The sequence below is a fragment of the Haladaptatus rarus genome (assembly GCF_054177585.1).
The window spans coordinates 194701-219487 of the sequence record NZ_JBPEHG010000003.1 but is presented as its reverse complement, the minus strand read 5'-3'; the positions used below and the strand labels follow the sequence as shown (position 1 = coordinate 219487).

Annotated in this window: 29 protein-coding genes; 16 read left to right on the top strand and 13 right to left on the bottom strand. The window is 61.3% G+C overall.

Annotated features, from left to right (window positions below; translation table 11 throughout):
* The first annotated feature begins 14 nt into the window (after positions 1-14).
* Both ACR3FE_RS10030 and ACR3FE_RS10025 read left to right on the top strand, forming a co-directional pair.
* Positions 15-257 (top strand): PRC-barrel domain containing protein, encoded by a 243-nt coding sequence (locus ACR3FE_RS10030; RefSeq protein WP_458206971.1) that lies wholly within the window; start codon positions 15-17, stop codon positions 255-257.
* A 215-nt stretch (positions 258-472) separates the two neighbouring features.
* Positions 473-805, top strand: coding sequence for a hypothetical protein (locus ACR3FE_RS10025; RefSeq protein ID WP_458206970.1), 333 nt, complete (start codon positions 473-475; stop codon positions 803-805).
* A 60-nt stretch (positions 806-865) separates the two neighbouring features.
* On the opposite strand, the gene ACR3FE_RS10020 is transcribed toward ACR3FE_RS10025, so the two are convergent.
* The 3 genes from ACR3FE_RS10020 to ACR3FE_RS10010 are packed head-to-tail and all read right to left on the bottom strand — an operon-like array spanning position 866 to position 3098.
* Positions 866-1765, bottom strand: coding sequence for a thiamine-phosphate synthase family protein (locus tag ACR3FE_RS10020; RefSeq protein ID WP_458206969.1), 900 nt, complete (start codon positions 1763-1765; stop codon positions 866-868).
* Entirely contained in the window at positions 1762-2352 is a 591-nt protein-coding gene (dcd, locus tag ACR3FE_RS10015; protein WP_458206968.1) for a dCTP deaminase, read from the bottom strand. Before dcd ends, ACR3FE_RS10020 begins: the two co-directional genes overlap by 4 nt.
* A 41-nt stretch (positions 2353-2393) precedes the next feature.
* Complete coding sequence (locus ACR3FE_RS10010; protein WP_458206967.1) at positions 2394-3098, bottom strand: Yip1 family protein; 705 nt, start codon at positions 3096-3098, stop codon at positions 2394-2396.
* 81 nt (positions 3099-3179) lie between these two features.
* On the opposite strand from ACR3FE_RS10010, the gene pth2 reads away from it, so the two are divergent.
* Positions 3180-3518 (top strand): peptidyl-tRNA hydrolase Pth2, encoded by a 339-nt coding sequence (gene pth2 / locus ACR3FE_RS10005; protein WP_458206966.1) that lies wholly within the window; start codon positions 3180-3182, stop codon positions 3516-3518.
* Between the two features lie 166 nt (positions 3519-3684).
* The gene (locus tag ACR3FE_RS10000; RefSeq protein WP_458206965.1) at positions 3685-5649 is read left to right on the top strand and encodes a PAS domain S-box protein; all 1965 of its coding nucleotides are present in this window, start codon (positions 3685-3687) and stop codon (positions 5647-5649) included.
* Between the two features lie 64 nt (positions 5650-5713).
* Here the strand turns inward: ACR3FE_RS10000 and ACR3FE_RS09995 are convergent, their stop codons facing one another.
* Positions 5714-6523, bottom strand: coding sequence for an aldo/keto reductase (locus ACR3FE_RS09995; RefSeq protein WP_458206964.1), 810 nt, complete (start codon positions 6521-6523; stop codon positions 5714-5716).
* Between the two features lie 213 nt (positions 6524-6736).
* Between ACR3FE_RS09995 and npdG the strand changes: the two genes are divergently transcribed.
* Positions 6737-7405 (top strand): NADPH-dependent F420 reductase, encoded by a 669-nt coding sequence (npdG, locus tag ACR3FE_RS09990; RefSeq protein ID WP_458206963.1) that lies wholly within the window; start codon positions 6737-6739, stop codon positions 7403-7405.
* Between the two features lie 81 nt (positions 7406-7486).
* On the opposite strand, the gene trxA is transcribed toward npdG, so the two are convergent.
* Entirely contained in the window at positions 7487-7756 is a 270-nt protein-coding gene (gene trxA, locus ACR3FE_RS09985; RefSeq protein WP_472850186.1) for a thioredoxin, read from the bottom strand.
* Positions 7757-7980: 224 nt separating this feature from the next.
* Here trxA and ACR3FE_RS09980 point away from each other — a divergent pair, with 224 nt between their 5' ends.
* The gene (locus tag ACR3FE_RS09980) at positions 7981-8145 is read left to right on the top strand and encodes a preprotein translocase subunit Sec61beta (protein ID WP_458206962.1); all 165 of its coding nucleotides are present in this window, start codon (positions 7981-7983) and stop codon (positions 8143-8145) included.
* 37 nt (positions 8146-8182) lie between these two features.
* Positions 8183-8761, top strand: a complete 579-nt coding sequence (gene pdxT, locus ACR3FE_RS09975) for a pyridoxal 5'-phosphate synthase glutaminase subunit PdxT (RefSeq protein ID WP_458206961.1) — start codon at positions 8183-8185, stop codon at positions 8759-8761.
* A gap of 507 nt (positions 8762-9268) precedes the next feature.
* Here pdxT and ACR3FE_RS09970 read toward each other — a convergent pair.
* Positions 9269-11254 carry a bacterio-opsin activator domain-containing protein gene (locus tag ACR3FE_RS09970; protein ID WP_458206960.1) on the bottom strand — a complete coding sequence of 662 codons (1986 nt, stop codon included), beginning with the start codon at positions 11252-11254 and terminating at the stop codon, positions 9269-9271.
* Positions 11255-11377: 123 nt separating this feature from the next.
* Here ACR3FE_RS09970 and kdgK1 point away from each other — a divergent pair, with 123 nt between their 5' ends.
* Positions 11378-12331, top strand: coding sequence for a bifunctional 2-dehydro-3-deoxygluconokinase/2-dehydro-3-deoxygalactonokinase (gene kdgK1 / locus ACR3FE_RS09965; protein WP_458207190.1), 954 nt, complete (start codon positions 11378-11380; stop codon positions 12329-12331).
* A gap of 174 nt (positions 12332-12505) precedes the next feature.
* Here kdgK1 and ACR3FE_RS09960 read toward each other — a convergent pair whose 3' ends face one another.
* Positions 12506-12772, bottom strand: a complete 267-nt coding sequence (locus ACR3FE_RS09960) for a hypothetical protein (RefSeq protein WP_458206959.1) — start codon at positions 12770-12772, stop codon at positions 12506-12508.
* A gap of 35 nt (positions 12773-12807) precedes the next feature.
* Here ACR3FE_RS09960 and ACR3FE_RS09955 point away from each other — a divergent pair, with 35 nt between their 5' ends.
* Positions 12808-14214: a nicotinate phosphoribosyltransferase gene (locus tag ACR3FE_RS09955; protein WP_458206958.1), complete on the top strand. Its 1407-nt coding sequence runs from the start codon at positions 12808-12810 to the stop codon at positions 14212-14214.
* The gene (locus tag ACR3FE_RS09950) at positions 14214-14408 is read left to right on the top strand and encodes a hypothetical protein (protein ID WP_458206957.1); all 195 of its coding nucleotides are present in this window, start codon (positions 14214-14216) and stop codon (positions 14406-14408) included. Before ACR3FE_RS09955 ends, ACR3FE_RS09950 begins: the two co-directional genes overlap by 1 nt.
* 186 nt (positions 14409-14594) lie before the next feature.
* Here the strand turns inward: ACR3FE_RS09950 and ACR3FE_RS09945 are convergent, their stop codons facing one another.
* The 3 genes from ACR3FE_RS09945 to ACR3FE_RS09935 form a co-directional block, all read right to left on the bottom strand.
* Positions 14595-14912, bottom strand: coding sequence for a HalOD1 output domain-containing protein (locus tag ACR3FE_RS09945; protein WP_458206956.1), 318 nt, complete (start codon positions 14910-14912; stop codon positions 14595-14597).
* Between the two features lie 125 nt (positions 14913-15037).
* A complete protein-coding gene (locus tag ACR3FE_RS09940) occupies positions 15038-15604 on the bottom strand; it encodes a plastocyanin/azurin family copper-binding protein (RefSeq protein WP_458206955.1) in 567 nt (188 codons plus the stop codon).
* A gap of 141 nt (positions 15605-15745) precedes the next feature.
* On the bottom strand, positions 15746-17029 hold the full coding sequence (locus ACR3FE_RS09935; protein ID WP_458206954.1) for an amidohydrolase: 1284 nt from the start codon (positions 17027-17029) through the stop codon (positions 15746-15748).
* A gap of 338 nt (positions 17030-17367) precedes the next feature.
* On the opposite strand from ACR3FE_RS09935, the gene ACR3FE_RS09930 reads away from it, so the two are divergent.
* From ACR3FE_RS09930 to ACR3FE_RS09920, 3 genes are all read left to right on the top strand, one after another.
* Complete coding sequence (locus tag ACR3FE_RS09930) at positions 17368-18885, top strand: Na+/H+ antiporter NhaC family protein (protein WP_458207189.1); 1518 nt, start codon at positions 17368-17370, stop codon at positions 18883-18885.
* Positions 18882-19148, top strand: a complete 267-nt coding sequence (locus tag ACR3FE_RS09925; protein ID WP_458206953.1) for a DUF7513 family protein — start codon at positions 18882-18884, stop codon at positions 19146-19148. The genes ACR3FE_RS09930 and ACR3FE_RS09925 overlap by 4 nt, the downstream gene beginning before the upstream one ends.
* 151 nt (positions 19149-19299) lie before the next feature.
* Entirely contained in the window at positions 19300-19776 is a 477-nt protein-coding gene (locus ACR3FE_RS09920) for a twin-arginine translocation signal domain-containing protein (RefSeq protein ID WP_458206952.1), read from the top strand.
* Between the two features lie 93 nt (positions 19777-19869).
* On the opposite strand, the gene ACR3FE_RS09915 is transcribed toward ACR3FE_RS09920, so the two are convergent.
* Positions 19870-20202: a 30S ribosomal protein S10 gene (locus tag ACR3FE_RS09915; RefSeq protein WP_458206951.1), complete on the bottom strand. Its 333-nt coding sequence runs from the start codon at positions 20200-20202 to the stop codon at positions 19870-19872.
* A gap of 194 nt (positions 20203-20396) precedes the next feature.
* On the opposite strand from ACR3FE_RS09915, the gene ACR3FE_RS09910 reads away from it, so the two are divergent.
* Entirely contained in the window at positions 20397-20825 is a 429-nt protein-coding gene (locus ACR3FE_RS09910) for a bis(5'-nucleosyl)-tetraphosphatase (protein WP_458206950.1), read from the top strand.
* Positions 20826-20851: 26 nt separating this feature from the next.
* On the opposite strand, the gene ACR3FE_RS09905 is transcribed toward ACR3FE_RS09910, so the two are convergent.
* On the bottom strand, positions 20852-21547 hold the full coding sequence (locus tag ACR3FE_RS09905) for a DUF7827 domain-containing protein (RefSeq protein WP_458206949.1): 696 nt from the start codon (positions 21545-21547) through the stop codon (positions 20852-20854).
* 140 nt (positions 21548-21687) lie between these two features.
* Between ACR3FE_RS09905 and ACR3FE_RS09900 the strand changes: the two genes are divergently transcribed.
* Positions 21688-22728: a DUF5787 family protein gene (locus ACR3FE_RS09900; RefSeq protein ID WP_458206948.1), complete on the top strand. Its 1041-nt coding sequence runs from the start codon at positions 21688-21690 to the stop codon at positions 22726-22728.
* Positions 22729-22760: 32 nt separating this feature from the next.
* On the opposite strand, the gene ACR3FE_RS09895 is transcribed toward ACR3FE_RS09900, so the two are convergent.
* Entirely contained in the window at positions 22761-23261 is a 501-nt protein-coding gene (locus tag ACR3FE_RS09895) for a DUF5797 family protein (protein WP_458207188.1), read from the bottom strand.
* Positions 23262-23997: 736 nt separating this feature from the next.
* Here ACR3FE_RS09895 and ACR3FE_RS09890 point away from each other — a divergent pair.
* Positions 23998-24774: an enoyl-CoA hydratase/isomerase family protein gene (locus ACR3FE_RS09890; RefSeq protein WP_458206947.1), complete on the top strand. Its 777-nt coding sequence runs from the start codon at positions 23998-24000 to the stop codon at positions 24772-24774.
* Positions 24775-24787: the final 13 nt, after the last annotated feature.

The window sequence follows — 24787 nt, the reverse complement described above, 5'->3', positions numbered from 1 at the left end:
ACGGATTTTTTCTCATGACTATCGCGCTTACCGAGGAAGACGAAGGAAAGCGAGTAGTCGAAGCGGACGGCGACGAAGTCGGGATCGTCGAGGACGTGCGACACGGCACAGCCCACGTGGATGCCGACCCAGCAGTCGTCGAACGGATGAAGACCGAACTCGGCACGGGTGGAAGCGACGAGAACACGTTCGCGCTTTCCGAAGACGCGATAGAGCGAATCGAAGACGACGAGATCGTCATCCAGACTCGCGACTGATCGGCTTCCCGATTCGCGGCTGAACGTCGCGGAGACCTGTCGCTGAGCGGTTTGTCCTGAAAAAATCGACCTCGTGTACCCCTACCCGAGGTGAATGAATAGTGAGACCGAGTTGGTATATACTTTGTGTGTCCCAACTCGCCAGAGTGGCATAAACGACCCGCACAAGCAAGCACGATACAGACGAAATGCGACCACTAACTACAAAACCGAACATGCCACTACTCCCCGATATCAGAGATATCCCGACCGGATGGGAACGATCACCCGTCCGCGGCGACGAGATCGAACTCCAGCATCAGGACGAAGATATCGCGGTGAAGGTAGTGAAAGCAACGCTCGCAGACGAATGGGAACTCGAACTGGTCGACAACATCGGCAATCAGTTCTCGACGGTCAGACCGGTCGGTCGCGTCGATACGCGCGAACGGGCCATCGAAGAACTCGTTTCGTTCGCGGAGGCGGTCGATAACCTTCGAACCAGAGACGAGGCGTTGCCGGACGATATCGTCCGGGAAGTCCAACGGAATGGACGGGCACAGGGTTGAGAGTGGGGAGTTTTCGGTTCGAGAGGTGGCGAATACCGTTTCGAACCGAGACGGACTGACTCAGACGAGTTTCCGAGCGGTTTCGGCTGCTTCTTCGGCGCTGTCGGCGAGCAGGTAGGTGATGGGTTCGATCCCGTATCCACCGGTGTGGTAGAGCACCGTCGCGTTCGGGTTCTCGTCCAGGGCCGTACCGACCGCCGTCCGGAGGTTGTCGTACTCGGCGTCGAACTCCGTCGTTTCCTCGCCCAACGTTTCCAGTCGAGCGATGATGTCGAGGTCGTATCGGATGTTGAGTGCGGCGCGTGCTTCGACGCCCTGACTGCGGGCTGCCAGCAGGATGGACGCGACGTGTTCGCTGACGCCGAACTCCGGCTCTGCGGGGATGGTCGCCCGCCCCTTCACGTCGAAGATGCGGCCCGGAATGCCCGCAACGTCGTCGATACCTTCAGCGTCGGGAAGGCACTCACAGAGGTTCGACCCGACCGCCGGGACGAGCGACGTGAAACCACTCGTCTGCTCGACGATTCGGATACCCCGGCGCATCGACGAGAGGACACGTTCCGTCGTCCGGAGTTCGTCCTCAGGGTCGTGGATGTTGAAATCCCCACCGTGCCCTTCCAGTTCGGGCATCTGCTCTTCGTGGAGCTGTGAGATGAGGTCGTGGTCTTCGAGTCGTCGGATGAGCACTTCGGCCTCGACGAGCGCCTGCACCTGGCTCATGTTCCCCGACGCCAGCCCCTCCGCGATCTCCGTCACGAGGCGCTCGACTCGCCCGTCTTCGCGGATGCGAACGTTCTGGGTCACGTCACCGTGGGCGTATTTCGAGACGGCACTCTGGCTGATGCCGAGGGCGTCGGCCACCTCGCTCTGGGTCAATCCGCGCTCTCGGAGGTCTTCGGCGAGCATCGAGCGAAACGTGGGAAGGAACTCCTCGACCACTATCTCCTCCGCGAACTTCACATCTGCTCACCTCCGTATTCGTGGTCGCTGCCGATTCGGGACGCTTGCGGCCCGGCCTGGTCCTGGTACTTCGACCCGCGGTCGGAGCCGTAGGGGCGCTCCGCTGGATTCTTGAGTTCCGTGAAGATGAGCTGTGAGATGCGCGTTCCGGGCGTCAACGCGACAGGTGCAGTCCCGAGGTTCGACAGTTCGAGCGTGATCTGGCCGCGATAGCCGGGGTCGACGACGCCTGCCGTGGCGTGGACGACCACTGCGAGTCGCCCGAGCGACGACCGGCCTTCGACGTGGGCCAGTAGGTCTGGTGGGATCTCGACGCGCTCTTTCGTCGTCCCGAGCACGAAGTCGCCGGGATGGAGGATGAACTCGTTCCCCTCCTCGACGACGGTTTCCGTGACGTAGCTATCGACTTCCTGTTCACTGTCGGGATGGATACAGGGGATGTTCGTGCGCTGGAACTCCAGGAACTCCTTGCCGAGTCGGAGGTCGATACTCGCCGGTTGGATCTGGAGGTCTGGCTCGTCTATCGGTTCCACGACGAGGTCACCGGAGTCGAGGCGACGGGCGATGTCGGCGTCCGAGAGTATCATGTCAGTAGAACGGGCGGGGGTGAGTAAAGACCCACCGGTCGTCAGGTAGCGGTGAGCAGGAATCCAACGAACGCGACGAGTCCGGCGGCCACGCCTGCCGCTTCCTTCGAGACGTTTCGGGCGTGTTTCAGACCGTACGTCCAGATGTACCACTGCCAGAGCGAGACGATGGCAGACAGGAGGAGACTGCCGCCGCGTATCCTCGACACGAGCGACTGCATCTGTTCCAAGACGGCCTGTGGACTGCCGCCGAATTCGGTGTTCCTGAAGGTGAGATAGAGCAGTCCGAATCCCACGAGGGTCTGTAAGAGCGATGGAATCATTCCCCACGCGGTGATGGAGGCAGTGTTGCCGAACGACCCTTCGCCGTTCCCGAGCGCGGTGAGGACGTGAAAGCCGGTTGCTATCACGATCCAGCCGATGAACGGAGCGACGAAGACGAGTGGAAGCTTCTTTCCGACCGTATCCCACATCACCTCGCCGAGGGGTACCGTCTTCGGGCGGTCGCAGCCGGGGGATTCGAAGCCCGAATCGGTTCGATCTTCACACACCCAGTCGGCTGGTCGATTCGGATTGTCGACTTCCGTCGCCATCATCCCGCGACTCATCTCCCATCCGACGACACCGATCGCGGTCGTCGTGACGATAGCGATGAGGAGGACGATAGCGAGTGCAGACCCGAGGCTCGGACGAGGGGCGTGTTCTCGGAAGAACGTGTCAGGGCGGAAGAGGGCGTCGGGAAGCATACTCCGACGTTCATGTTATATGTCATAAGTCTTCTCGAATCGAGTAGCCAGCGTTTTACTTCCACACCACGACGCTCAACCATGAAGCAGGCCATCGTCGCTCGCACCGACATCGGGATGGGCGAAGGGAAACTCGCAGCGCAGGTCGCCCACGCCTCCCTCTCGGCGTACGAGGATACAGGCCGTCGGGCACGAAAGAGATGGAAGGGTGGCGGTCAGAAAAAGGTCGTCCTGAAAGCCAGCGGTGAGAGCGAGATCTTTCGCCTCGCGGAGAAGGCGCGGGCGGAAGGAGTACCACACGCAGTCATCCGCGATGCGGGACACACACAACTCGACCCCGGAACGGTCACGACACTCGCCGTCGGCCCTGCGGAAGACGACATCGTTGACAAGGTGACGGGCGATCTTTCGCTGTACTGATATCGGCGTTTCACTCGCTCTTCGTCGGCTTCGATCCCGATCCGTCGCATCGATAGCCCGTCTCGTGGCAACGAGAATGTGAGACGGGAAAAGATTTTGTCGGTTCGCTCGGATACTCGAACGATAGTCTGCGAACTATGTTAGCAATCAACATCCACTATCTGTGATGGACGAACGAACCATTCGAGTCGTACTCGATACGTTGCCGGACGTGTTCTACGTCTTCGACGCTACGGGTTCACTCGTCCAGTGGAACGACCGACTCAAGAGAATCACTGGGTACGACGACGAGGAACTCGCGGGGATGAGTCCGTTCGAGTTCGTCCCAGAAGAGGATTCTGAGACGATAGCATCTGCTATCGAAGCGGTACTGGCAGGCGACCGGATCGAGACCCGCCAATCCGCACTGGTGACGAAAGACGGCGACCGCGTCCCGTACGAGTTCAACGCGAGACGAACCGTCGATGAGAATGGGGAGGTCTCCGGATTCGTCGGAACTGGACGAAACATCACCGAGCGTCGGAAACGGGAACGAGAACTTCGGCGGGAACGCGACCGGACACGACAGGTGCTCGAAACGAGTCCCATCGGAATCCTCATCCTCGACAGCCAGGGGCAGTTCATCGACGCGAACGACCGCGCAGGAGGCATCCTTGGACTCCCAGAACAGGAGATCACCGAACGGACGTACGACGACGCGCGCTGGAACGCCACGGACGAGGACGGTAACTCGATCTCGTCGGACGAACTTCCGTTCGCCAGAGCTATGGCCACCGGAGAACCGCTGTACGACAGCATCATCAGCGTCGAACGACCCGACGGAATCCGGATCTGGTTGTCGGTCAACACTGCACCCGTGTTCGACTCCGAAGACGAGGTCGCGGAGGTCGTCGCCTCCATCGCGGATATCACCGACCGCCGCGAGCGCGAGCGCGAACTTCGCCAGCAACGCGACGAACTGGAGACGCTGAACCGCATCAACGAACTCGTCCGCGAGGTCATCCGAGAACTCGTCGCGGCGGCATCGCGTGAGGAGATCGAGGAAACCGTCTGCAACTATCTCGCCGATTCCGACCTCTATCGCTTCGCGTGGGTCAGCGAGTACGACATCGTCGAAGACGGTCTCGTCGCGAGGGCGAAGGCTGGTGACGACGAGGGGTTCCAGGAACTGATCGGAGAGATGGCAGCGGGCGACTGGGAGCGCCCTGCGACCACGGTGTTGGAGACAGGTGAGCATCTCGTCGTTCGTGATATCTCCGAATCGTCCGTCTTCCCCGAGCGCCTCCGTGTGGAGGGGAGCCAACGTGGACTCCACTCGGGAATCGCGGTGCCACTCTCGTACGGGCAGACGACCTACGGCGTGCTGGTGGTCTACGCGACGCGGCCGGATGCGTTCACCGAGCGCGAGGCCGCCGGGTTCGAAGCCCTCGGCGAACTCGTCGGCTTCGTCATCGACGCTGTCGAGAGCAAACGACTGCTCCACGCAGACCGAGTCGTCGAGTTGGAGTTCCGAGTGACGAACGACGCATCGTTTTTGGTTTCGCTCTCCAGGCAGTTCGACGCTACCTGCATCCTCGAAGAGCTGATTCCGGCTCAAAGCGGGACACTGCTCGAATACGTCCGTGTCGAAGGCGTCCCGACGCAGATGGTGTTACATCACGCGGAGCAGTCGGATGCGATCGGGCATATCCGGGCGCTCGGGAACTCTCTGTTCGAAATCACGATCATCGAATCGTCACCGATCCTGTCGTTGATCGACCACGGGGCGTCGATACGGAACGCGACCGCCGAGCGGGGCGAAGCGAGAATCATCGCAGATGTCCCACCAGATGCAGACGTTCGGAGCACCGCCGAGGCACTCGCAGCAGCGTTTCCGACCACCGAACTCGTCGGCAAACGCGACCGTGGGCGACCCGTCAGAACGGTCGAGGAATCGTGGGTGGAACTCGAAAACGATCTCACCGAGCGCCAGTTGGCCGCGCTCCGGACGGCGTACGTCGCAGGATACTTCGAATGGCCGCGCGAGAGCACCGCGGAAGACGTGGCCGAAGCACTTGGCGTCACGCCTGCGACACTCCATCAACATGTCCGAAAAGCAGAACAGAAACTGCTCACCGCCTTTTTCGACTGATCGCCCGATTGGTTTCCACCTTCCTCAACCGATAACTCGACTGCTTGTCATCTTTTTCGACCGATCACCACGGCGCGAAGTCGGGGTCGACTTCGCGGTTCGTTCGTTCGATGCCGTCGATGGTCTCGATATCCTCGTCGTCCAGTTCGAGGTCGAGCGCGGCGAAGTTGTCCTCGATGTGGTCGTGGCCGGTCGCTTTCGGGATGGCGACGACGTGGTCTTTCTGCATCAACCACGCGAGGCTGACCTGTGCTTCACTGGCTTCGTGTTTCGCGGCGATGTCGTTCAGTTCGGGCACCTCGAACACTTCGCCACGGGCGAGTGGGGAGTACGCCACGAGGGTGATGTCGTTCTGCTGGGCGTACTCGACGAGTTCGTCCTGCTGGAGTAGGGGATGCATCTCGACTTGATTGGCGAAGATGGGGGCGTCGAGAACCTCCTGTGCCTCGTCCAGATGTTCGGGTTCGAAGTTGCTCAGGCCGATGTGCTCTACCTTCCCCTCGTCGTGCAGTTGGTCGAACGCGGAGAGCGTCGCTTCGGGGTCGTACTCGCGGGCGGGCCAGTGGACGTAGAGCAAGTCCACGTAGTCGGTGCCGAGTTTGTCGAGGCTCGTTTCCGTACTTTGCAACACGTCGTCGTGTTCCAAGTTCTCGATCCAGACCTTCGTGGCGAGGAAGAAGTCCTCGCGGGCGACCGACGCCTGCTCGATTCCGTCACCGACGTACTCCTCGTTGTCGTAGACCTGCGCGGTATCGACGTGCTCGTAACCGAGTTCGAGGGCGTATTTCACGCTCTCGGCACATTCTTCGGGATCAGTGTTCTGCCACGTTCCGAGTCCGAGTTTCGGTATTCCGTCGCTAGCGTCGTATGCCATCGTGTAAGTGGCAAGGGGGAGCGAGGAAAAAGGGGTTGTAGCGGCGGAAATCCAGTGGGGGTTCGAAACCACCAGGCTGAAGTGGGATTTCGGAATCGAGGGTGGATCTATTCAGAAATCGGGAGGGTGATCACTGGAATCAGACGTCGCCAAAACCATCACCAGAATGCGTGTTTCGGAGAATTTAACCTCGCTCCGACAGACTTCCCGTGTATGCGAATCGCACTACTGGGGGGTACCGGTGATATCGGGCAGGGACTCGCACTTCGCTGGGCGTACGACACCGACCACGAGGTCGTCATCGGCTCACGCGACCCGGAGAAGGCCCGGACGATGGCCGAGGAGTACGAGACCGAACTCGATAGCATGGGCGTCTCGCGCTCCATCAACGGCTTCGCAAACGAGATGGCCGCCGAGCGTGCAGACGTGGTCGTGCTGGCCGTCCCACCGTTCTACGTCCGGGACACCATCGACGCCGTGGCAGACCGCCTCGAGAACGTGGACGTCCTCGTCACCCCCGCTGTGGGGATGGATCGAGACGAAGACGGATTCCACTACAAACCGCCGAAGGCGGGGAGTGTGACGGAACTCGTCGCAGGCTCCTCCCCGGAGGACATCCCAGTCGTCGGCGCGTTCCACAACCTCTCGGCAGACCGACTCGCCAATCTGGAGATCGAACTCTCACAGGACACGCTCCTCGTGGGTGACGACGAGGATGCAAAGGATCTCGTTCGGATGCTCGCCGAAGGGATCGAGGGACTACGTGCGCTGGATGCGGGCGGGATCGCCAACGCCGCCGAAGTCGAGAGCATGACGCCCCTGCTCATCAACCTCGCACTGAACAACGAGGGGATGCACGACCTCGGCGTCCGGTTCGAGTAGCTGGTCGGAGAGTCCGTGGCTGGCGAACGGCCGCACCGCTCGCGATGCGGTTGCAAAAAACACGACGTTCGTGTGCGGGACTTACGCGCCTGCTTCTTCGAGGACGCGCTCTAAGTCGTCGCGCTGCGTGACGCCGACGAACCGTTCGACGACACCCTCGTCGTCTTCGATGACGATGGTCGGGATCGAACGCACCTGGTACTCGTTCGCGATGTCCTGGTGTTCGTCCACGTCCACCTTCTCGAAGTCGACGCTGTCGCTCCAGTCTTCCTCCAGGTCGTCCAGAATCGGATCCTGGGTCTTACACGGGCCACACCAGTCTGCGTAGAAGTCGAGTAGCTTGACAGTCATGCGTTTCTTTCCTGAATTTCTAGCCCTGTGTGCATAAGAGTTTCTTACTCCGCCGACTCTGCCGGGATGTCGGTTCGGCCGTTCGTGACCGACAACCGAGACCGGTAGTCGGGTCGGTAGTCGGGATCGGTAATCGTGACCAGCGGTTCGAACCGACGGCAGATCGTGGGCTGCGTCGGTCGCGTTGCGAAAGGTTTACGCCTCACGCTCTCCGACCGGCAGGTATGAGCAGTGGCCAAAACTCCGGTGGACTGATGTCCAGTGCCGGACTCGTGCGGTATTTCGATGCCGAAGACCGGAACGCGATTCGTATCGACCCCAAGACGGTCTTCGCGTTCGGTATCTTCTTCGGTGTCCTCATCATCGTGCTGAACTTCCTCGCGATATAACGAGTCCCTTTTCCCGGCCCGCTTCGAATCGCTTCTCATGAGTCTCAACGCTGGCGTCATCGCCGTACAGGGAGACGTGAGCGAGCACGCTGATGCCATCCGGCGGGCCGCCACCGCCCACGGCGAACGCGCCGAGGTCACCGAGATCCGTCAGTCCGACATCGTCCCAGACTGTGACCTCCTCTGCCTGCCCGGCGGCGAATCGACCGCCATCTCCCGCCTACTCCAATCGGAGGGCATCGCGCCCGAGATCCAGACCCACGTCGCGGCAGGAAAGCCCGTCCTCGCCACCTGCGCCGGTCTCATCGTCGCCGCCACAGACGCGGGCGACGACCGCGTCGAGAACCTCGGCCTCGTGGACGTGACCGTCGAACGAAACGCCTTCGGTCGCCAGAAAGACAGTTTCGAGGCCCCACTCGACGTGACCGGTCTCGATGACCCCTTCCCCGCCGTGTTCATCCGCGCGCCCATCATCGGTGATGTGGGTGATGCGGAGGTGCTCGCAGATTGGGATGGACGTCCCGTCGCAGTTCGAGACGGCCCGGTCGTCGGCACCTCGTTCCATCCGGAACTGACCCCGGATGATCGGATTCACGGCCTCGCATTCTTCGACTGATAAGCTTCGTATGGTCGTGGCTCTGGTCGGTAGGTGATCGCGGTCGCGGTGTCTTCGAAAGCTCCCGGTCGCTCACGAATGGTAGTTTGCTGGTTTTCCGATCGGTGAGTTCCCGAAGTGACGGTCTGTCTTTGAAAGCCGCCGTGCGTCCGCACCTGCTAGTCATGATAAGCGCACCACCCCGTCTTTTCTACATCCTGGCGGACTGAAAGGGCGAGAGGTGCGAGGCGCGACGCGCCTCGAGTGTGAATAGCGCGAAACTCCATTCCGTGGACCGTCGAGCGGCGATGCTGCGAGACAACGGTGAAACCGTGAGTAGGCTACCCGAAGCACCGCAAACCGACCGAACGTAAGCGAGGGAGGTGAGGAGCGCAGCGCGGCGCGAGCGAGGGTAGCACACGTGGGCTTTCGAGGACGATTCTACTGCAGTCGTTAGTTCGTCTCGGGAAGTGCGTGAGAGGACTTTCCGCGATTGCTATCGAAGGGACGAGAAGCAGTCCACCGTCGTCAACTCGTCACGTCGTCGAAAAACGCCGATGCCAGCTTGCCTTCCGCTTTCCGCAGATGCTGGTGGAGGGTGGCAGGCGCGATTCCCATAGTGTCGGCGACCTCTTCCGCCGTGCTGTCGCGCGGCCAATCGTAGTACCCCGCGAGATAGGCCGCGCGAAACGCGGCTTGCTGGCGGTTCGTGAGGTCTGTTGCGAGCACGTCCTGAAACTCGGTCTCCGTGTCGTCGGTTCGCCCGGCGTCTCGCTTGGCGACGAGTTCGATGCCGTGGTACGAAGACTGTATCGACCCGACCAGCGTTCGGATATCGGTATCCTGTGCAACCTCCACGACGACGTGTTCCACCCCATCCTGTGCCTGCGCCGTCAGAACCTTCGCACCCGCCTCGACGAACAGTTCGACGAGTGACGACGAGACGGTCAGGAGGAGCAACCCACCTTCGTTGTGCGTGGAGATGACCTGTGCGTCGTACACCGTCGAAAGCGTGCGTGCGCTCTCCGCGACCTGCTTCGGTTGCGTCCCCTCGACGCGAACGTAGTAGAGATACCGACCGTCGGACGTCGGAACCGTCCCGTCGAGTACGAGGCGGCAGTCGGTTCGACGTGAGAGGTCGACCATCACGGCGTCGTCGTCGGTCACGTGGAACTCCAGTTCGACGACCGCGTCGGTCGTCAGGAGTTTCTTGCTCTCGGTGGCGTTGATGGCGAAGCCGACGAGTTCGCCGAGGGCTTCGAACCCGGCGGCCTCGCGCTCGGTGAACGCATCCGGCCGCGTCGCGTAGACCACCAGCACGCCGTAGGTCGTCTGCCCGTACGAGAGTGGCACCGCGATTCGGGACTGGACGGTGGTTGCAGAGAGAGCATCCCGCACCGACTCGGGGTATCGAGAGTCGGTACTGATGTTCGCGACGACATCCAGCGTCCCGGTTCGAAGCACATCACTTGCAGGGCGATCCCAGTCGTTCTCTTCGGTTCCTCTTTCGATGAGTTTCCAGATCCCGTCGTCCGTCCCTGCGTGTGTCCTGCGTGCGATTCCACCCGTCTCTCGATCTCGTTCACCGATCGACGCGGATCGGTACAGGTCGGAGTCTGCCAGGTGGGCACAGACGGTTCGTTCGACTTCGTCGCGTGTTGCCGTAGATGCGAGCGCCCGGAGGAGTTCGCGGATGAGGGCGTTGATGCGGTTCAGCGTCTCCAGTTCGTCGCGTTGCTGGCGAAGTTCGCGCTCGCGCTCGCGGCGGTCGCTCACGTCGCGGACGACGCCGACGAACGACGTCGTATCGTCGGGAAGGACGGTGAACCGAGTCTCGGTGGGCAACACCGTCTCGTCGTGCCTGACGACTTCGGATTCGAGCACCGCCACGTCTCGTTTCCCGTCCGCTATCTCGATCGCCAGTTCGCTGGCCCGGCCGAATCCGTCTTCGGTCGTGACGAGCGAAACGTGCGAACCGATCAGTTGGTCGCGGTCGTATCCGGTCATCGTTGCGAACGCCTCATTGACGGCGGCGAAGCGGAGGTCGGAATCGATGACGTACACGCCATCGTCGATGGTCTCGAACAGGGTTTCGTACTGCTGGAGTTCGCGCTCCCGCTTTTTCCGTTCGGAGATGTTTCGCCCCGTCCCCGCGAGTCCGACGACGGTTCCCGACTCGTCGGTGACGGGCGACCCGTTGAACTCGTAGGGGATGCGCTCGCCGTCTTTGGTGAGAAGCGACGATTCGTAGGTTCGCGTCTCACCGTGTTCGAACACTGCCCGAACGTGTCGAACCATCGTTTCGCGCTCTTCTTCGGGGATGAATTTCAGGGGATGTAGCTCCGCGATCTCCTCGTCCGTGTACCCCGTCTGCTTCAGCAACTGGTCGTTCCAGCGACGTGATTGCCACTCGCGGTCGATGACGTAGAACAGATCAGGAAGCGTATCGTAGAGATCTTCTTCGAACATCCCCTCCCAGGGATCGACAGAGTTCCCCCCTTTCTGATTTTCCATGCGGTGACCAGTGGCTCATATAGTTAATTAACGAACAATATAGTTTTCGGCAGTGGAAGATTCCATGCGGGCTGGAATCAGGAGACCGGGCGAACTATGATTCTCGCGGTCTATCTCGTCCCTATGACCGACCTCGTGACGTTCGGCGAGACGATGTTGCGTCTCTCCCCACCCGACCGCGAGCGAATCGAGAGCACGGCGACCCTCGAACTCCGAGCCGCGGGCGCGGAGAGCAACGTCGCTGTCGCCGCCCACCGACTCGGCGCAGATGCACTATGGGCCTCGAAACTCCCCGATTCACCACTCGGTCGGCGGGTGATCGCTGGCCTTCGGCAGTACGGCATCGACACCGATGTCGCGTGGAGCGACGACGGGCGACAGGGTACCTACTACCTCGAACACGGGAGCGACCCTCGTGGGACGAACGTCATCTACGACCGGTCCGACGCCGCAGTGACGACGACCCTCCCCACCGACCTGCCGCTGGAGTCCATCCGTAACGCACGTACCTTCTACACCAGTGGCATCACGCCAGCCCTCTCGTCCACGCTGGAATCGACCGTCAGCGAGGTGCTCGCCGAGGCACAGGACGCAGGGACGACGACCGCCTTCGACATGAACTACCGGTCGAAGCTCTGGTCTCCCGCCGAGGCGCGCGCCACCATGACCGACCTCTTTCCGACCATCGACGTCCTCGTGACGGCGGAGCGCGACGCCCGCGAGGTGCTCGACCGGGCGGGCGATGCCGAGGAAATCGCCACCGGACTCGCGGCCGATTGGGACTTCGACACGGTGATCGTCACTCGCGGTTCGGCAGGTGCACTGGCCCTCCACGACGGAGAGGTCACGACGCAGTCGGCGTTCGACACCGAGACGGTCGATCCGATCGGAACCGGCGACGCCTTCGTCGGGGCGTTTCTCGCCTGCCGACTCGACGGCGAGGACATCCAGACCGCCCTCGAATACGGTGCGGCGACCGCCGCGCTCAAGCGAACGATCCCCGGCGACGTGGCGGTCGTGACGCGGGCGGAAGTCGAGGGCGTCATCGACGCCGAAAGAGACGATATCTCGCGCTAGTAAGGGTTTCAACCACACCGCTACTGCGGTAGCTCGTCGTGGCGGACGAGCGTGTTCGGTAGCGCGTTCACGCCAGCGTCAAAATTCCACCGCCACCGCTACTCGGTCGGCGAAAATCCGATCTCGTTTCTGCGGTCGTACTCGGTCTTTGCCCGTTTTTCGCTCTCGTCTCGACTATCGCACTCGGTCGAAGACGGTGTTCTGACATCGACTGCACTGGCGGCGGTTGCGCCAGTACGTCTTCCCGCAGGCGCTGCACTTCCAGTTCGGCGTGAGGAAGTCGGGTTTCAGGGCGTCGAAGTTCACACCCTCACTACGTTCCCTGTGAATAAACGCCTCACGCTGCCCGTCGATCGCGCTACCGCTTTCACACCACTCGTCGCTTTCCCTACCCCTCTCGTCCACTCTTAACTCACGCCACCCACCGCTCACACCGCCCATAGCTATTACTGGCTCCCCATCGTCACGAACCGACCATGAGGGGGGCCGAGTTCGGGTACGTCACGCCCGAGAATCTGGGATTGTTCACCGATCTCTACGAACTGACGATGTTACAGGGCTATCACGAGATGGAACACGACCCACTGGCGACGTTCAGCCTCTTCTTTCGCAAGCTGCCGCCGGACAGGGGCTACGTCCTCGCGGCGGGATTGGAGCAGGCGATCGCGTCGATCCAGACGCTGTCGTTCAGCGACCGGGCGCTGTCGTACCTCCGTGAGAGGGGCTTCGAAGCGGATTTCCTCGATCGCCTCGCGGAGCTCGAGTTCACGGGCGACGTGCGGGCACTCCCCGAGGGGACGCCGGTCTTCCCGAACGAACCGATTTTAGAGGTGACCGCGCCGATCTTCGAAGCACAGTTGTTCGAGACCATCCTGTTGAATCAGGTCGGCTTCCAGAGCCTCGTAGCGACGAAAGCCGCCCGGATGCGGGAGGCGGTCGAACGCTACGGCGACGACCAATCGCTGGTCGATTTCGGCTCGCGCCGCGCGCACGGCACCGACGCCGGGATGAAAGCCGCACGCGCCGCCGTTGTCGGTGGCTTCGACGGCACCTCGCTCGTCTCGGCGGGCGAAGCCTTCGATCTCCCCGTCTACGGTACGATGGCGCACTCGTGGGTACAGAGCTTCGAGACCGAGCGCGAATCGTTCGACGTATTCGTCGAGCAGTACGGCGACGATTCGGTCTTGCTCGTGGACACCTACGACACCGTCGAGGGAGCGAAGAAGGCGATGGAGGTCGCCCGTGAGCACGACGCCGAAGTCGGGGTGCGCCTCGATTCGGGCGACCTCGTCTCACTTTCGAAAGAGGTCGCGGACATCGTCGGCGACGCACCCATCTTCGTCTCGTCCGGTATGGACGAGTACAAGATCGCCGATTTCCTCCGCGATGGCGGTATCGCATCCGGATTCGGCCCCGGAACGGCGTTGACGACGAGTAAAGACGCCCCATCGCTCGACCTCGTCTACAAACTCACTGCGGTCGAACGCGAGGGCGAGATGCGTCCGAGCATGAAACTCTCCTCGGGGAAGGTCACCTACCCCAGCGAGAAGAGTGTGCGGCGAGTCGAGCGGGAGGAAGAAGACATCAAGAACGGAGACGAGGAAGGCGAAGGGAGCTACTCGAAGGACGTGCTCGCACTGCGTGACGAAGACGCACCCGGCGAGGAACAACTCGTCACCGTCATCGAGGACGGCCAGTTGGTGTACGATCCGCCCGGCCTCGACGCGATCGCCGACCGGGCACGCGAACGACGCCGAAACCTCCCCCTCGGCTGCCGTGACCTCCGCGACCCTGCGGAGTACTCGGTCGAGATAAGCGACGGGCTCCGTGAGGTGACGAACGACGTGCAGGCCGACCTCGAACGACGCTCGGGCCACGACTGATGGGACTCACAGAATCGCTTGCTGGTGTCGCTATCTGGCTGTTCACGCTGGCCGTCGCCGCGCTGGTGCTCGACCTCTTCGGCCTGTTTCCGGTGCAGCTAGAAACGACCATCACTTTGCTCGCGTTCGGCGGTGTGCTCACCGTGTTGGTGCAGTCGTTTCTCGCGTATTTCGGAGACGAACCGCTTCTGTGAGGTATGGTGGGCTGTGACTTCGGTGGGGCTGTGAAGTCCGGTTTGGTCGTGACGGTCGGTGACGTGATCACCCCGGCCAGTACATTTCAGTATATTTCAGTACGTTCCAGTACATCTGGGACGGCTCAGCAGATGTCGGAACGTCACGACTCCAGAAGAAACTTGATCGTTCCCGAGACGGATCGCTCAGTGCTGTTCTCGGATGTTGATCTCACCGTAACTGTGGACGGTTACCTCGTAGTCTAGAATGGTGAACACGACTTTGCCACCCATCCGGGGCGTCCCATCGTGTTTGTCGCTAAAGAGGGAGTCGAGCGCATCCGGGTCGATGACATCGTAGAGCGGCACACCCATCTCGGCGGGGTCGTCTCCAGCCATCTCCGCGAGTGCTATGACCACCGCTGTACTGAGCGGAGTGTCCTCCGCATAGCTGGTGTGCTGGCTCTGTTGATTCGTGCTTGCGATAACGCTACCGTCGTCTGTCTCGTTGAAATTCCCGTTCATAACTGTTGAACCTCGTTATTACGCGATTCTGCGTCGGTCTGTGCAGAGCATTGCGACGGGTGTTTATAAAAATTACCGTATATCGTTGAAACAGTTGGGAATTCATAACATTCCCCGTATCGGTTTCAGTCGAGTCCGTAATCACCGCCGTATTTGAGGAAGAAGTACGCCAGCGCTAGCACCGACAGGAGTGCCGAGACGGTCGCAACTCCCAGCGTTCTCGCACTGTTCGGTACCGACGGTAGCGCTCCACCACCACCGGGGGTCGTTCCACCGCCTTCGCCGACTTCGATGGTTCCGAGCATCCCCGCGCTCTCGTGTGGGATACAGAAGTACTCGTAGGTACCTTCCACCTCGAACGTGTGCTGGTACTGCCCGCCGCCGCCGATATCGCCTTCCGGGTACGCCTGCCGAGCGGCCTCCTCGCTGTCGAAATCGCCGCTGGCGAAGTACTCTGCCTCTCCCGGAATCTGGTCCTGGTACGCCGTCACCGAGTGGCCGATGCTGCCGACGTTCTGCCAGACCACGGTCGTCCCCGGCGCGACGGTCACCGAATCCGGGTCGAACACGAGATCGTCGGTCATGTCGATGGTCTGTTGGCCCTGTGCGACCGCTTCGCTGGCGACGGAACCGGCAGCAGCACCCCCCGCGATTCCGCGAAGGAACCCTCGCCGTGTGGTCGTTCCCCCCATGGACAGACCATCGACGTTCTCGAAAAAGCGTTTTTCGCCTGCGCGGGTTGGGTCTGGTGAGAGCGGTACGACTGCGGAAGTGCTTCGATCAGGTAGTCGTCAGCTTCGAACGTCGGACACCGACGGCCCGAATTAGAGTTTTCAGGGCTGGCGGCTAGCAATCTCCCGGATCGAATCGGAGAGCAGATCGACTGCGACGGGAAGGCTGTCCTCGTCCACGTCGAACGTCGCGGTGTGGTGGCCGCCGGGGTGGTCGGTGCCGACGCCGACGTAGGCCGCGAGGCCGCCGTTCTGTTGTACCTCCTGCATGAGATACGTCGCGTCCTCGCTTCCCCCAAGCGTGTCACGGCGGATGGGACTGTCAACGCCGCGCGTTTCGGTTGCGACGCCGTGGATGACCCCGACCAGTTCGTCGTCGCTCTCGGCGCTCGGGGCTTCACCTTCCGTGCTCAACTCGACAGTACAGCCGTGCATCTCCGCCGCGTTTTCGAGGACGCGCTCGGCGCGCTCTCGCATGTAATCTTTGAGTTCTGTCGTCTCGCCGCGTACCTCGCCCTCGATGAAGGCGTGTTCCGGGATGATGTTCGTGGCCGTCCCGCCGCCGACCAGTCCGGCGTTCACGCGCGTCGGGCCGTCGCTGTTGCGTGGGATGGCGTAGAGGTTCTGGATGGCGGTCGCCATCGCCTGGATCGCGTTCTCGCCCTCCTCCGGCCTGCCGCCCGCGTGGGCCGGAACGCCTTCGAACTCCGCTTTGAAGTGACTCACCGCGAGGAAGCCGTCGATCCCCGCGATGACCTCGCCGGTCGGGTGGTCGAGACCGATGTGAACCGCAAGCAGGTAGTCCACGTCGTCCAGATGGCCGCTTTTGGCCATCGGCTTCCCGCCAGCGACCATCTCCTCGCCGGGTTGGAAGAGCACCTTCAGCGTTCCCTCGAAGTCGCTGTCTTTGATGGCTTCGATGACGCCGAGTCCGATGGTCGCGTGAGCGTCGTGGCCGCAGGCGTGCATCGCACCCGCGTGCTCGGAGCGAAAGCCCCTCTCGGCAGGAACGTGGTCGTCGTCCGTCGACTCTTCGCGGAGCAGTCCGTCGATGTCCACCCGCAGGGCGACGGTCGGCCCTTCGCCGCGTTCGAGAACGGCGAGTGCTCCCGTGTAGCCGCCTTCGAGCTGTTCGAGGATGTCTTCGCGCGCCCCTTCCTGTCGCGCCTGTTCGTACCAGCGTCCGAGTTCCGCGTCGTCGGGAACGGCCATGCGTTCGTCTTCGTCGAGCACCTCCGGACCGATGTAGAGTTCGTCTACGCCGATGGTTTCGAGTTCGTCTACGATTCGGCAGGTCGTCCAGAACTCGCGCCACGCAGGTTCCGGGTGGCGGTGGAGTTCTCGACGGAGTTCGACCAGTCGGTCTCGCCGAGTCTGTTGGCTCATATCGAGGTGAACGAAGAGCGCACCCTTAAATTATCTAGAGCGGGCAGGCGTTGCACGATTTGGCGACCGTCTGGAGGTGTTGTTCGTCTTGGCTCTTGTCTGACGGCGTGTTCTCACTCACCGGGGCTCGACTACGATTCGGCTCGGAATGATTTCGCCACCATATAAAAAGTCTTGGAATTTCTACGTTTCTACGGCCGTTCTTGTTCAGATTTTCGACGTATCATCTGTCACGGATTGTAATTTATAACCCCCGGTCGACATGGCATAGTCTGTTAGAGGTGCATTAGATGGGTACGTCAGATGACAGTCGAGACGAATCGGTAGAAGAAGAACTGATGGAAGCCGAACAGGCGCGAAGTGAGCCGAAGATCGAGTTCTACGGCGGGAAGTGGATGAGCACCCTCCCGATCGGGCTGTTCATCATCTGGGCGATCTTCCAGAGCGGATTCCTCGGTATCGGAGACACGACGGGTCTCGTCATCGGGATGCTCGTCTCGCTCATCGTCGGGATGCTCTTCGCTAAAGGGAACTGGAAGACCTACGCGAACACCATCTTCGAAGGGATGACCCAGCGCGTGGCCGCGACAGCGATCGTCGCCTGGCTCTGGGCGGGGATGTTCGCGCAGGTGCTCCAGGACGGCGGTTTCGTACAGGGACTCGTCTGGGCTGCCGACGCGCTGAGCGTCGGTGCCGCGTTGTTCCCGGCGGCCACGTTCATCCTCGCCGCACTGCTGGCGACGGGTATCGGTACCGGCTACGGGACGACCATCGCGTTCACCGGCCTGTTCTTCCCGGCAGGGGTGGTCGTCGGCGCAAGTCCCGTCCTGATGTTCGGAGCCATCCTCTCGGGAGCGGTATTCGGCGACAATCTCGCACCAGTCAGCGACACGACCATCGTGAGTGCGGTGACCCAGGACTCCGATATCGGCGGTGTCGTCGCCTCACGGTTCAAGTACGCACTCACTGCGGCGATCCTGGCGTTGGCAGGGTACGTCGTCGCGGGGTCGATGATGCAGGGCACCCCCGTCTCGGGTGAGAACGTCCTGCAGGGCACCCCCGTCGGTCTCGTTCATCTCGTGTCGATGCTCATCGTCATCGTGACGGCGATCTCGGGGCGACACATCGTCGAAGCCATCTCGTGGGGACTCATCTTCGCAGTCGTCGTCAACGTCACCCTCGGACTGGCATCGATCGGGAAGTTGCTGGTCTTCTACGCGCCGAAAAACGGGCCGTTCGCGCAGGAACTGGGTTTCTTACCGATGGTACAGGTCGTCGAGGCGAATGCGGAGAACGCTGGCACCGTCGGTGGCAGTCTGTACGCCGGAGCGGAAGGCTTCTTCGCGCTCATCGTCCTGACCCTGCTCATCGTGGCAGGCGCACAGATAATGATCCGAGGCGGTGGCTTCGAGGCGCTCCAGAACTGGCTGTTGAGAAGCGTCGCAACCAGCGTTCGTCGGGCAGAGACGACGATGGTGCTCGGTACGGCGGGCGTCAACGCGATGATCACCATCAACACCGCCGCCGAGATCGCCATCGCACCGTACATCGCCCGTATCGGGCAGAAGTTCAACATCAACGGCTACCGCCGCGCGAACATCCTCGACGCGAACACCTCCGCGATGGGGTACATCTTCCCGTGGGGTGGTGGCGTGTTGGTGGGCTACGCGACGATGCTCGGCCTCGTGAATCAGTTCGACTGGTTCACCCGGTCGATGCTCGTCAACCCCGCCGAGGTCTGGCCGTTCGTCTTCCACGGCTGGGTTCTGTTCGGAGTGTTCCTCGTCTCCGCGTTGACCGGGTTCGGGCTGGAGTACGTCTCCGACCGCCGTGCCGAGGAGGTGGCGCGAGTATGAGTCTCCTGGAGAAGTACACCAAAGGCTGGTCGTTCCGTACGAACAAACCCGAGTTCGACATGGGTGAGGAGATAGACGTGTACGTCACCGGATATCGAAACGGTTCTGCCGAGGCTCGTATCGGCGACACGATTCTCGACGTTGATGGCGCACCTGCACAGGCAGTGGACTCTCGTGTCCGACTTCGCGTAGAGGAGTTCGACTCGAACGACCACACGGGACGAGCGACGTTCGTCGAGATGATCGACGGAGAGTCGGTCTAGCCTGATTTCGAACGGCGAATCATTTTTCCGGCGTCGATGTCGTGACTCGAGCTAGTTACGGAGAGGTCACCTAGTAACATTCAGTTTAGGTTACATTTATGGCGGTAGAATCCATAGTCTCTCATGTAGCACCTGTGGGGGGTGCCACTCGATGAAGAACGAAACGAACGACACGAGAGAACGAACAGACACGAAAGCAGACGACTCGCGGAGAGATTTCATGAAGAAAGGTGCGCTCACGGCTAGCGCAGTTGGACTCGGACTCGCCGGGGCAGGGACGACCGCTGCGCAGCAGAGAGACGACGTGCTGGTTTACACCGACGATTTCATCGCACGAACGCCATTCCGAATCGTCTCCCAACTCCCGCAATCTATCACGGTTCAACTGCTTCGGCTGCCGAACGGTAACAACGTTCCGGAGATCTCACAACCGGACGACTACAACGGCTACGCGATGAGATACAGTATCGGTAATCAGAACGTCATCGGTGCGAGCTACGTGTTCACCACGGGGACGCTCCAGGAGGGTACTCGCTATCGGTTCTCGCAGGATGCAAACGTCTTCAATGGAAGACTCAACCTGTTGAATACGACCGTTAGCCGCGTCGGTGGCGGTGGCGGCGGCTGATCTTCCGACGTCTCATTTTTTCGGAGACTCCACAGTAGAATCAGGAGATTCGAAATAGAGTGAATCGAAACAGACGTGTAGAAGACGAGAGAGTCACGCTTTTCGCATGCCCTGCACCTGGTCGAGTTCGATCTCGACGCGAATGCCTGGTGGGAACTCCATGTCGGCGATACGGCGAGCAACTTCGTTGTGTCCGATGATCTCCATCTTCCGCGTGTAGACCGTGTACTCCCAACTTCTGAACTGCTGGCCCTCGTCTCCGGAGAGCGTCTTGTACTGTGGAACCCGATGCTGTTCCGGTGGGTCGGAGTGTGGCCCTCGCATCTCGGCTCCTTTTCGTTCGACCATCGAGCGGATCTCCGACGCGACCTTGTCGAGGACGGGTCGGTTGCCGCTTTGGAGTAGTATTTTCGTGATGAAGGTCATGGCTGGCTCTGTAGGCTGTATTCCGTCCCACTACGTAAAATGTCTGCTTCTGATTTAGGGACGGTATATTTCCACCATTTATTAATATCAATAAATAGATGTGTACGGAAATGCAATCGAAATCCCGGCATACGTCAGAGAACGACCGTGCGGGTCCGACATTCCTTTAATGGCGAACCTCATAGGTGAGCGCAATGGCAGTCCAAGCTACGAGCGCGGGTGCGATCCTCTTCCGGGATACCCGCGGTCGCAGGGAATACCTCCTCCTTAAAAGCCGTCCGGGCGACTGGGAGTTCCCCAAAGGCGGCGTGGAGGGCGACGAAGAGCTACAGCAAACGGCAATCCGGGAGGTGAAAGAGGAGGCCGGAATCGACGATTTCCGCCTCCTCGACGGCTTCCGCGACGATTACAGCTACGTCTTCGAGGCGAACGGAAAGACGATCCACAAGACGGTGCATCTGTTCATCGCGAAATCCTACGAGGCGAGCGCGGAGCTCTCGAACGAACACCGCGACTTGCAGTGGCGTGATTACGAACAGGCCATCAACACCATCACGCAGGATGGTCCCCGAGACATCCTCCGTGACGCACACGAGTTCCTCGACGATTACGACGACACGTAGGGGATCGAAAAAAGATCGGTCGGTCGTTATCGTCGACGCGCCAGCAATGCGACTCCCGCGAGGGCAGCGATAGCGACGCCGACACCGAAGCCGGGTTGGCCGTCACTTTCCGTGGACTCGGTCGTCCCGGTGGTCGTGGTCGTCGTTTCGTCCGAGGAGTCGTCATCCGACGTGGTCGTTGTCGTCGTCGTGCCACCGGTCGTCTCGTCTCCCTGGACGTCGAGACCGCCGAGTGCGACAGTGGACACGTTCTCACTGGTTCCGGCGTAGACGGTGAGACCGTACATATTCGGCTCGAAGCTGTCTACCTTCGTTTCGTTCTTGACGGTGAGGTTATCGGCATCCGCTTTCGTCGTCAGTGCCGCGCCGTCACCGCTTCCGGCCTTCGAGGTATCGAACAGCAAGACAATCTGTCCGTCGCCGTTCCCGTCGGTGACGGTGGCGTTCAGTTTGTAGTCCGCCTGGCCACCGCCGACCTGGAACGTGATGCCGTCGAGATCGGTGAGACTCAGGTTCATCACGGCAGTCTCACCGTGTTGCACCTCGTAGATGGAGCGATTGAGGGTAACTGTGCCGTTGCCATCTGCCTGTTGATAGAGCAGAGGGGACTGTACAGCAGGGTTCTGTGTGGTGTGCGTCGCACTTCCGGCGGAGCCTGCGATTGCAGTTCCAGCGAGCAGTGAAACGACCACCACGGAGGTCAGGGCTTGTCGTACGTTCATAACTATCCGGATTTCAGAGCGGTAGAACCGCGTTCACCCGTCTACTGACGAGCGTACAGGAATATTCACGTTCATAAATAAATGTTTTCTGCTATTTTGGTAGTCGAATCGCTTACCAGTACTGGGGATAAGGGAGAGATATGGCCGAACCGGAGTTCACCTTCGAACTGCGTATCTGCCGCTGGGCCGAGCGATACTGGCCGCCCGAGGGCCGCGAGCGCCACGTCATCGTCGCCAGACAGCTCGGTGTCAAGCGCAGGCGGTGGGATACGGTCGTCGTGGAGGTGGACGCAGACGCGCTCGCCCGACGCGCGCAGTTCGGCCGCCGTCGATTGGATAGCGACCTGCTGCACGTGGTGCGCAACGCGCCGGACGAGTGGGCGTGGTATCAAGACGCGCTGCCTGACCCCGGCTATCCGTGGCGATACGTCCGTGAGACGATCCATCAGGCGGACGACCGGGGGATTCTGGACGTTCGAAAACGTGGACGACGACTGGAGATTCGCCAGCGGTACGAGTATCCAGACTGGGTTCGGCGCATCGTCGCCATCGAGAACAAACCCGACCTGGATGCCAGCGCCGCCCGCGACCTGCGTCCACAGTTGGAACGAGACGTTGCGCTCGCACTGGCCGACGAGGTGTGGGTCGCCACGCGCTCGACGGGCGACCGGGTCGAACCCGCACTGCTCGAATCCATGCCGGTCGAGGCCGGTATCCTGACCGTCGGTAGAAACGACGCCGAAGGCGGAGACGATGCGACAGTGGTGTGGTTCCCTCGAACGCTCGACGTGAACGCGCCGGGGACGCGGATTCTGGAGCGACCGAAGGGCGGAAAGTACGACCAGTCGGCGGCGCGGTTCGAGTACGTCTCGCCCGAGACGAAACGCGAGAAGCGCCTCGAAATCGCAGAGCGTGCCTACGAGCGCGGCTGGCGTTCGTACACCCGAACGATGCGACCGGACTGTCGGTACTTCGAACTCCGGCACGAAAACGAGACGATGCTGCCCTACTGTGCGGCGAAAGACTGCCACCAGACGGCGGGGGAGTGTTCGGGTCGGTGCTCGCAGTTCGAACCCGAACCGCCAGCGTGGCGGCAGATGGGCTGGCCCATCGAGGGTGGCCCCGGCAAAGCGATCCAACGACTGCTCGAATCGCGACGGGAGCGGAATCGACCGGGATAATCCGACTTCGAGCCGGTAAAGGATCGACCGACTCAACCGGATTCTTCGACGGAGATATCGTCGCGCGATGCGGCGAGTTTGAACGTCGGGACGGTGCGGTAGACGACCTCCACGACACCCTTGCGTTTCAGACTCTGGAGTGCGGAGCGCACGTCGTCGACGTCGGGGTCGATGTCGAACTCGTCACGGAGTTTGTTGAGGACGGAGACGACGCTCTCGGAGCGGTCGTCCACCCCCGCGAGCACGTCGAACACCTGTCGCTGGAGTTTCGGCACCCGGACGACGCTCGGCACGTCCCCATCCTCGTCGGCGACCATGCCCGGTTCAACGTCCACCAGTTCGTTGGCCTCCGTCGTCGCGCAGATATAGCTGTTCTCGTCGCGGTAGTAGTACTCCTTCAGTTCGTCTTCGAGATACTGGTGGACTTCGCTCCCGCTCTCTAACCCCCATCTGTCTTGCAGTTCGCTGTTCTTGGTCGGTTGTAGCTCGACCAGATCGGCGAGTCGCTCACGGGCCTCCTCGGACAGCGTCATCGTCCGATGGGTATGGCGGGGTGATATTTGCCAGTTCCGGAGCGACGTGGGTGACGGCTGGGATGGGATGTTCGAGAGATGGTCGGTTCGATGGTTGAGCACCGCTTGTGATTGGTTTGTACTGAAATGAACTGATTTGTACTGCCAGCTCTGATTTGTATTGGGAATAGGTGGAAACTGCTGTGGCTACTGTTGTTCGACTATGAAGAACCCTCGAGAGTGCAGTCAAAACCGCCGTGCCGCTAGCGGCCGCTAGGGCCTAGTCACGTCCTCACTCAGTCGCTCCCTCGCAGACGCATCACGTCTGCTCCGTCGCTCCTTCGTTCGCCCGTTGCCGCCAGGCCCGCAGGCACCCGGTCGGCCTGCTACCGCGGGTCGGCTGGTCGGCTTTTCCACAGGAATCGGAAGACTACCAACCGCCGAAAGCGGCTGGCCGGATTGGGCTTGGCCGGGCGGCCGTGGCCGCCCGACCTGCGGCCTGGTGGCAACGGGCGAGTGAGGGAACGGCGGGAGCAGGTGCTCCGCACCTGCGAGCAAGTGACTGAATGAGGGTGTGGCTTTGCTCAAGCAGCAGCTAGCGACATGGAGGTCTCAACTCCTTTCCCAACGGTTCACTATGCTCAAGAGCCAACAATCATGACAATTCCATCTCCCGTCTGCTTTCACACCCCACAGCGGTCTCGCCGTCAACTCCATTGTCGTAATGATTAACCGACCACCGAGAGACACCTCAGCTATGTCAGACTGGAACACCGTACGACTCGAATTCGACGACGACGTAGCGACGCTCACGGTCGACCGACCCGACCGACTCAACGCGCTGAACGTGGAGACGCTCCACGCGCTCCGGGAGGCCATCGCCGAAGCCGAGGAAGAGGGTGCTCGCGCGCTCGTGCTCACAGGTGCGGGCGAGAAGGCGTTCATCGCGGGTGCCGACATCAGCCACATGCAAGACCTCTCGACCACCGAAGCACAGGAGTACGCGGAGTTGGGCCACGAGGTCGCCGACGCGCTGGAAGCGTTCCCCGCCCCCGTCATCGCGGCCATCAACGGCTACGCCTTCGGCGGCGGCTGTGAACTCGCGCTGGCCTGCGATCTGCGAGTGGCGAGCGAGAACGCCGTCCTCGGCCAGACGGAGATCGACCTCGGCATCATCCCTGGCTGGGGTGGCACACAGCGTCTCTCACGCATCGTCGGCGACGAACTCGCGCGCCGCCTCGTCTTCTTCGGCGAGCGAGTCGACGCGCAGGACGCCCACGAGATGGGGCTGGTCGGCGAAGTCGTCGCCCACGATCAGATCGCGAATCACGTCGCGGAGATGGCAGGCGACCTCGCGGAGCGCCCGGCGTTCGCACTCCAGGCCGCCAAGGAAGCACTGAATCAGGTTCACGAGAGTACGCAGTCGTCGGGGCTGACCTACGAACGCCGCCTCTGGAGTTCGCTGTTCGGCACGCACGACCAGCGCGAGGGGATGGCCGCGTTCTTGGACGACCGCGACGCAGAGTTCGAGTGATCGAAACCGGCTA

Bases quoted from the DNA above. Each gene is read 5' to 3' on its own strand.
- ACR3FE_RS09970 (WP_458206960.1), bottom strand. From the start codon at position 11,254: ATGGAAAATCAGAAAGGGGGGAACTCTGTCGATCCCTGGGAGGGGATG.
- ACR3FE_RS09995 (WP_458206964.1), bottom strand. From the start codon at position 6,523: ATGGCATACGACGCTAGCGACGGAATACCGAAACTCGGACTCGGAACG.
- ACR3FE_RS10010 (WP_458206967.1), bottom strand. From the start codon at position 3,098: ATGCTTCCCGACGCCCTCTTCCGCCCTGACACGTTCTTCCGAGAACAC.
- ACR3FE_RS09910 (WP_458206950.1), top strand. From the start codon at position 20,397: ATGGCAGTCCAAGCTACGAGCGCGGGTGCGATCCTCTTCCGGGATACC.
- ACR3FE_RS09930 (WP_458207189.1), top strand. From the start codon at position 17,368: ATGGAAGCCGAACAGGCGCGAAGTGAGCCGAAGATCGAGTTCTACGGC.
- ACR3FE_RS09905 (WP_458206949.1), bottom strand. From the start codon at position 21,547: ATGAACGTACGACAAGCCCTGACCTCCGTGGTGGTCGTTTCACTGCTC.
- ACR3FE_RS09940 (WP_458206955.1), bottom strand. From the start codon at position 15,604: ATGGGGGGAACGACCACACGGCGAGGGTTCCTTCGCGGAATCGCGGGG.
- ACR3FE_RS09920 (WP_458206952.1), top strand. From the start codon at position 19,300: ATGAAGAACGAAACGAACGACACGAGAGAACGAACAGACACGAAAGCA.
- pdxT (WP_458206961.1), top strand. From the start codon at position 8,183: ATGAGTCTCAACGCTGGCGTCATCGCCGTACAGGGAGACGTGAGCGAG.
- ACR3FE_RS09980 (WP_458206962.1), top strand. From the start codon at position 7,981: ATGAGCAGTGGCCAAAACTCCGGTGGACTGATGTCCAGTGCCGGACTC.
- ACR3FE_RS10025 (WP_458206970.1), top strand. From the start codon at position 473: ATGCCACTACTCCCCGATATCAGAGATATCCCGACCGGATGGGAACGA.
- ACR3FE_RS09945 (WP_458206956.1), bottom strand. From the start codon at position 14,912: ATGAACGGGAATTTCAACGAGACAGACGACGGTAGCGTTATCGCAAGC.
- ACR3FE_RS09935 (WP_458206954.1), bottom strand. From the start codon at position 17,029: ATGAGCCAACAGACTCGGCGAGACCGACTGGTCGAACTCCGTCGAGAA.
- ACR3FE_RS09900 (WP_458206948.1), top strand. From the start codon at position 21,688: ATGGCCGAACCGGAGTTCACCTTCGAACTGCGTATCTGCCGCTGGGCC.
- kdgK1 (WP_458207190.1), top strand. From the start codon at position 11,378: ATGACCGACCTCGTGACGTTCGGCGAGACGATGTTGCGTCTCTCCCCA.
- dcd (WP_458206968.1), bottom strand. From the start codon at position 2,352: ATGATACTCTCGGACGCCGACATCGCCCGTCGCCTCGACTCCGGTGAC.
- ACR3FE_RS10030 (WP_458206971.1), top strand. From the start codon at position 15: ATGACTATCGCGCTTACCGAGGAAGACGAAGGAAAGCGAGTAGTCGAA.
- ACR3FE_RS09925 (WP_458206953.1), top strand. From the start codon at position 18,882: ATGAGTCTCCTGGAGAAGTACACCAAAGGCTGGTCGTTCCGTACGAAC.
- trxA (WP_472850186.1), bottom strand. From the start codon at position 7,756: ATGACTGTCAAGCTACTCGACTTCTACGCAGACTGGTGTGGCCCGTGT.
- ACR3FE_RS09955 (WP_458206958.1), top strand. From the start codon at position 12,808: ATGAGGGGGGCCGAGTTCGGGTACGTCACGCCCGAGAATCTGGGATTG.
- ACR3FE_RS09895 (WP_458207188.1), bottom strand. From the start codon at position 23,261: ATGACGCTGTCCGAGGAGGCCCGTGAGCGACTCGCCGATCTGGTCGAG.
- ACR3FE_RS09915 (WP_458206951.1), bottom strand. From the start codon at position 20,202: ATGACCTTCATCACGAAAATACTACTCCAAAGCGGCAACCGACCCGTC.
- npdG (WP_458206963.1), top strand. From the start codon at position 6,737: ATGCGAATCGCACTACTGGGGGGTACCGGTGATATCGGGCAGGGACTC.
- ACR3FE_RS10000 (WP_458206965.1), top strand. From the start codon at position 3,685: ATGGACGAACGAACCATTCGAGTCGTACTCGATACGTTGCCGGACGTG.
- ACR3FE_RS09960 (WP_458206959.1), bottom strand. From the start codon at position 12,772: ATGGGCGGTGTGAGCGGTGGGTGGCGTGAGTTAAGAGTGGACGAGAGG.
- pth2 (WP_458206966.1), top strand. From the start codon at position 3,180: ATGAAGCAGGCCATCGTCGCTCGCACCGACATCGGGATGGGCGAAGGG.
- ACR3FE_RS09950 (WP_458206957.1), top strand. From the start codon at position 14,214: ATGGGACTCACAGAATCGCTTGCTGGTGTCGCTATCTGGCTGTTCACG.
- ACR3FE_RS09890 (WP_458206947.1), top strand. From the start codon at position 23,998: ATGTCAGACTGGAACACCGTACGACTCGAATTCGACGACGACGTAGCG.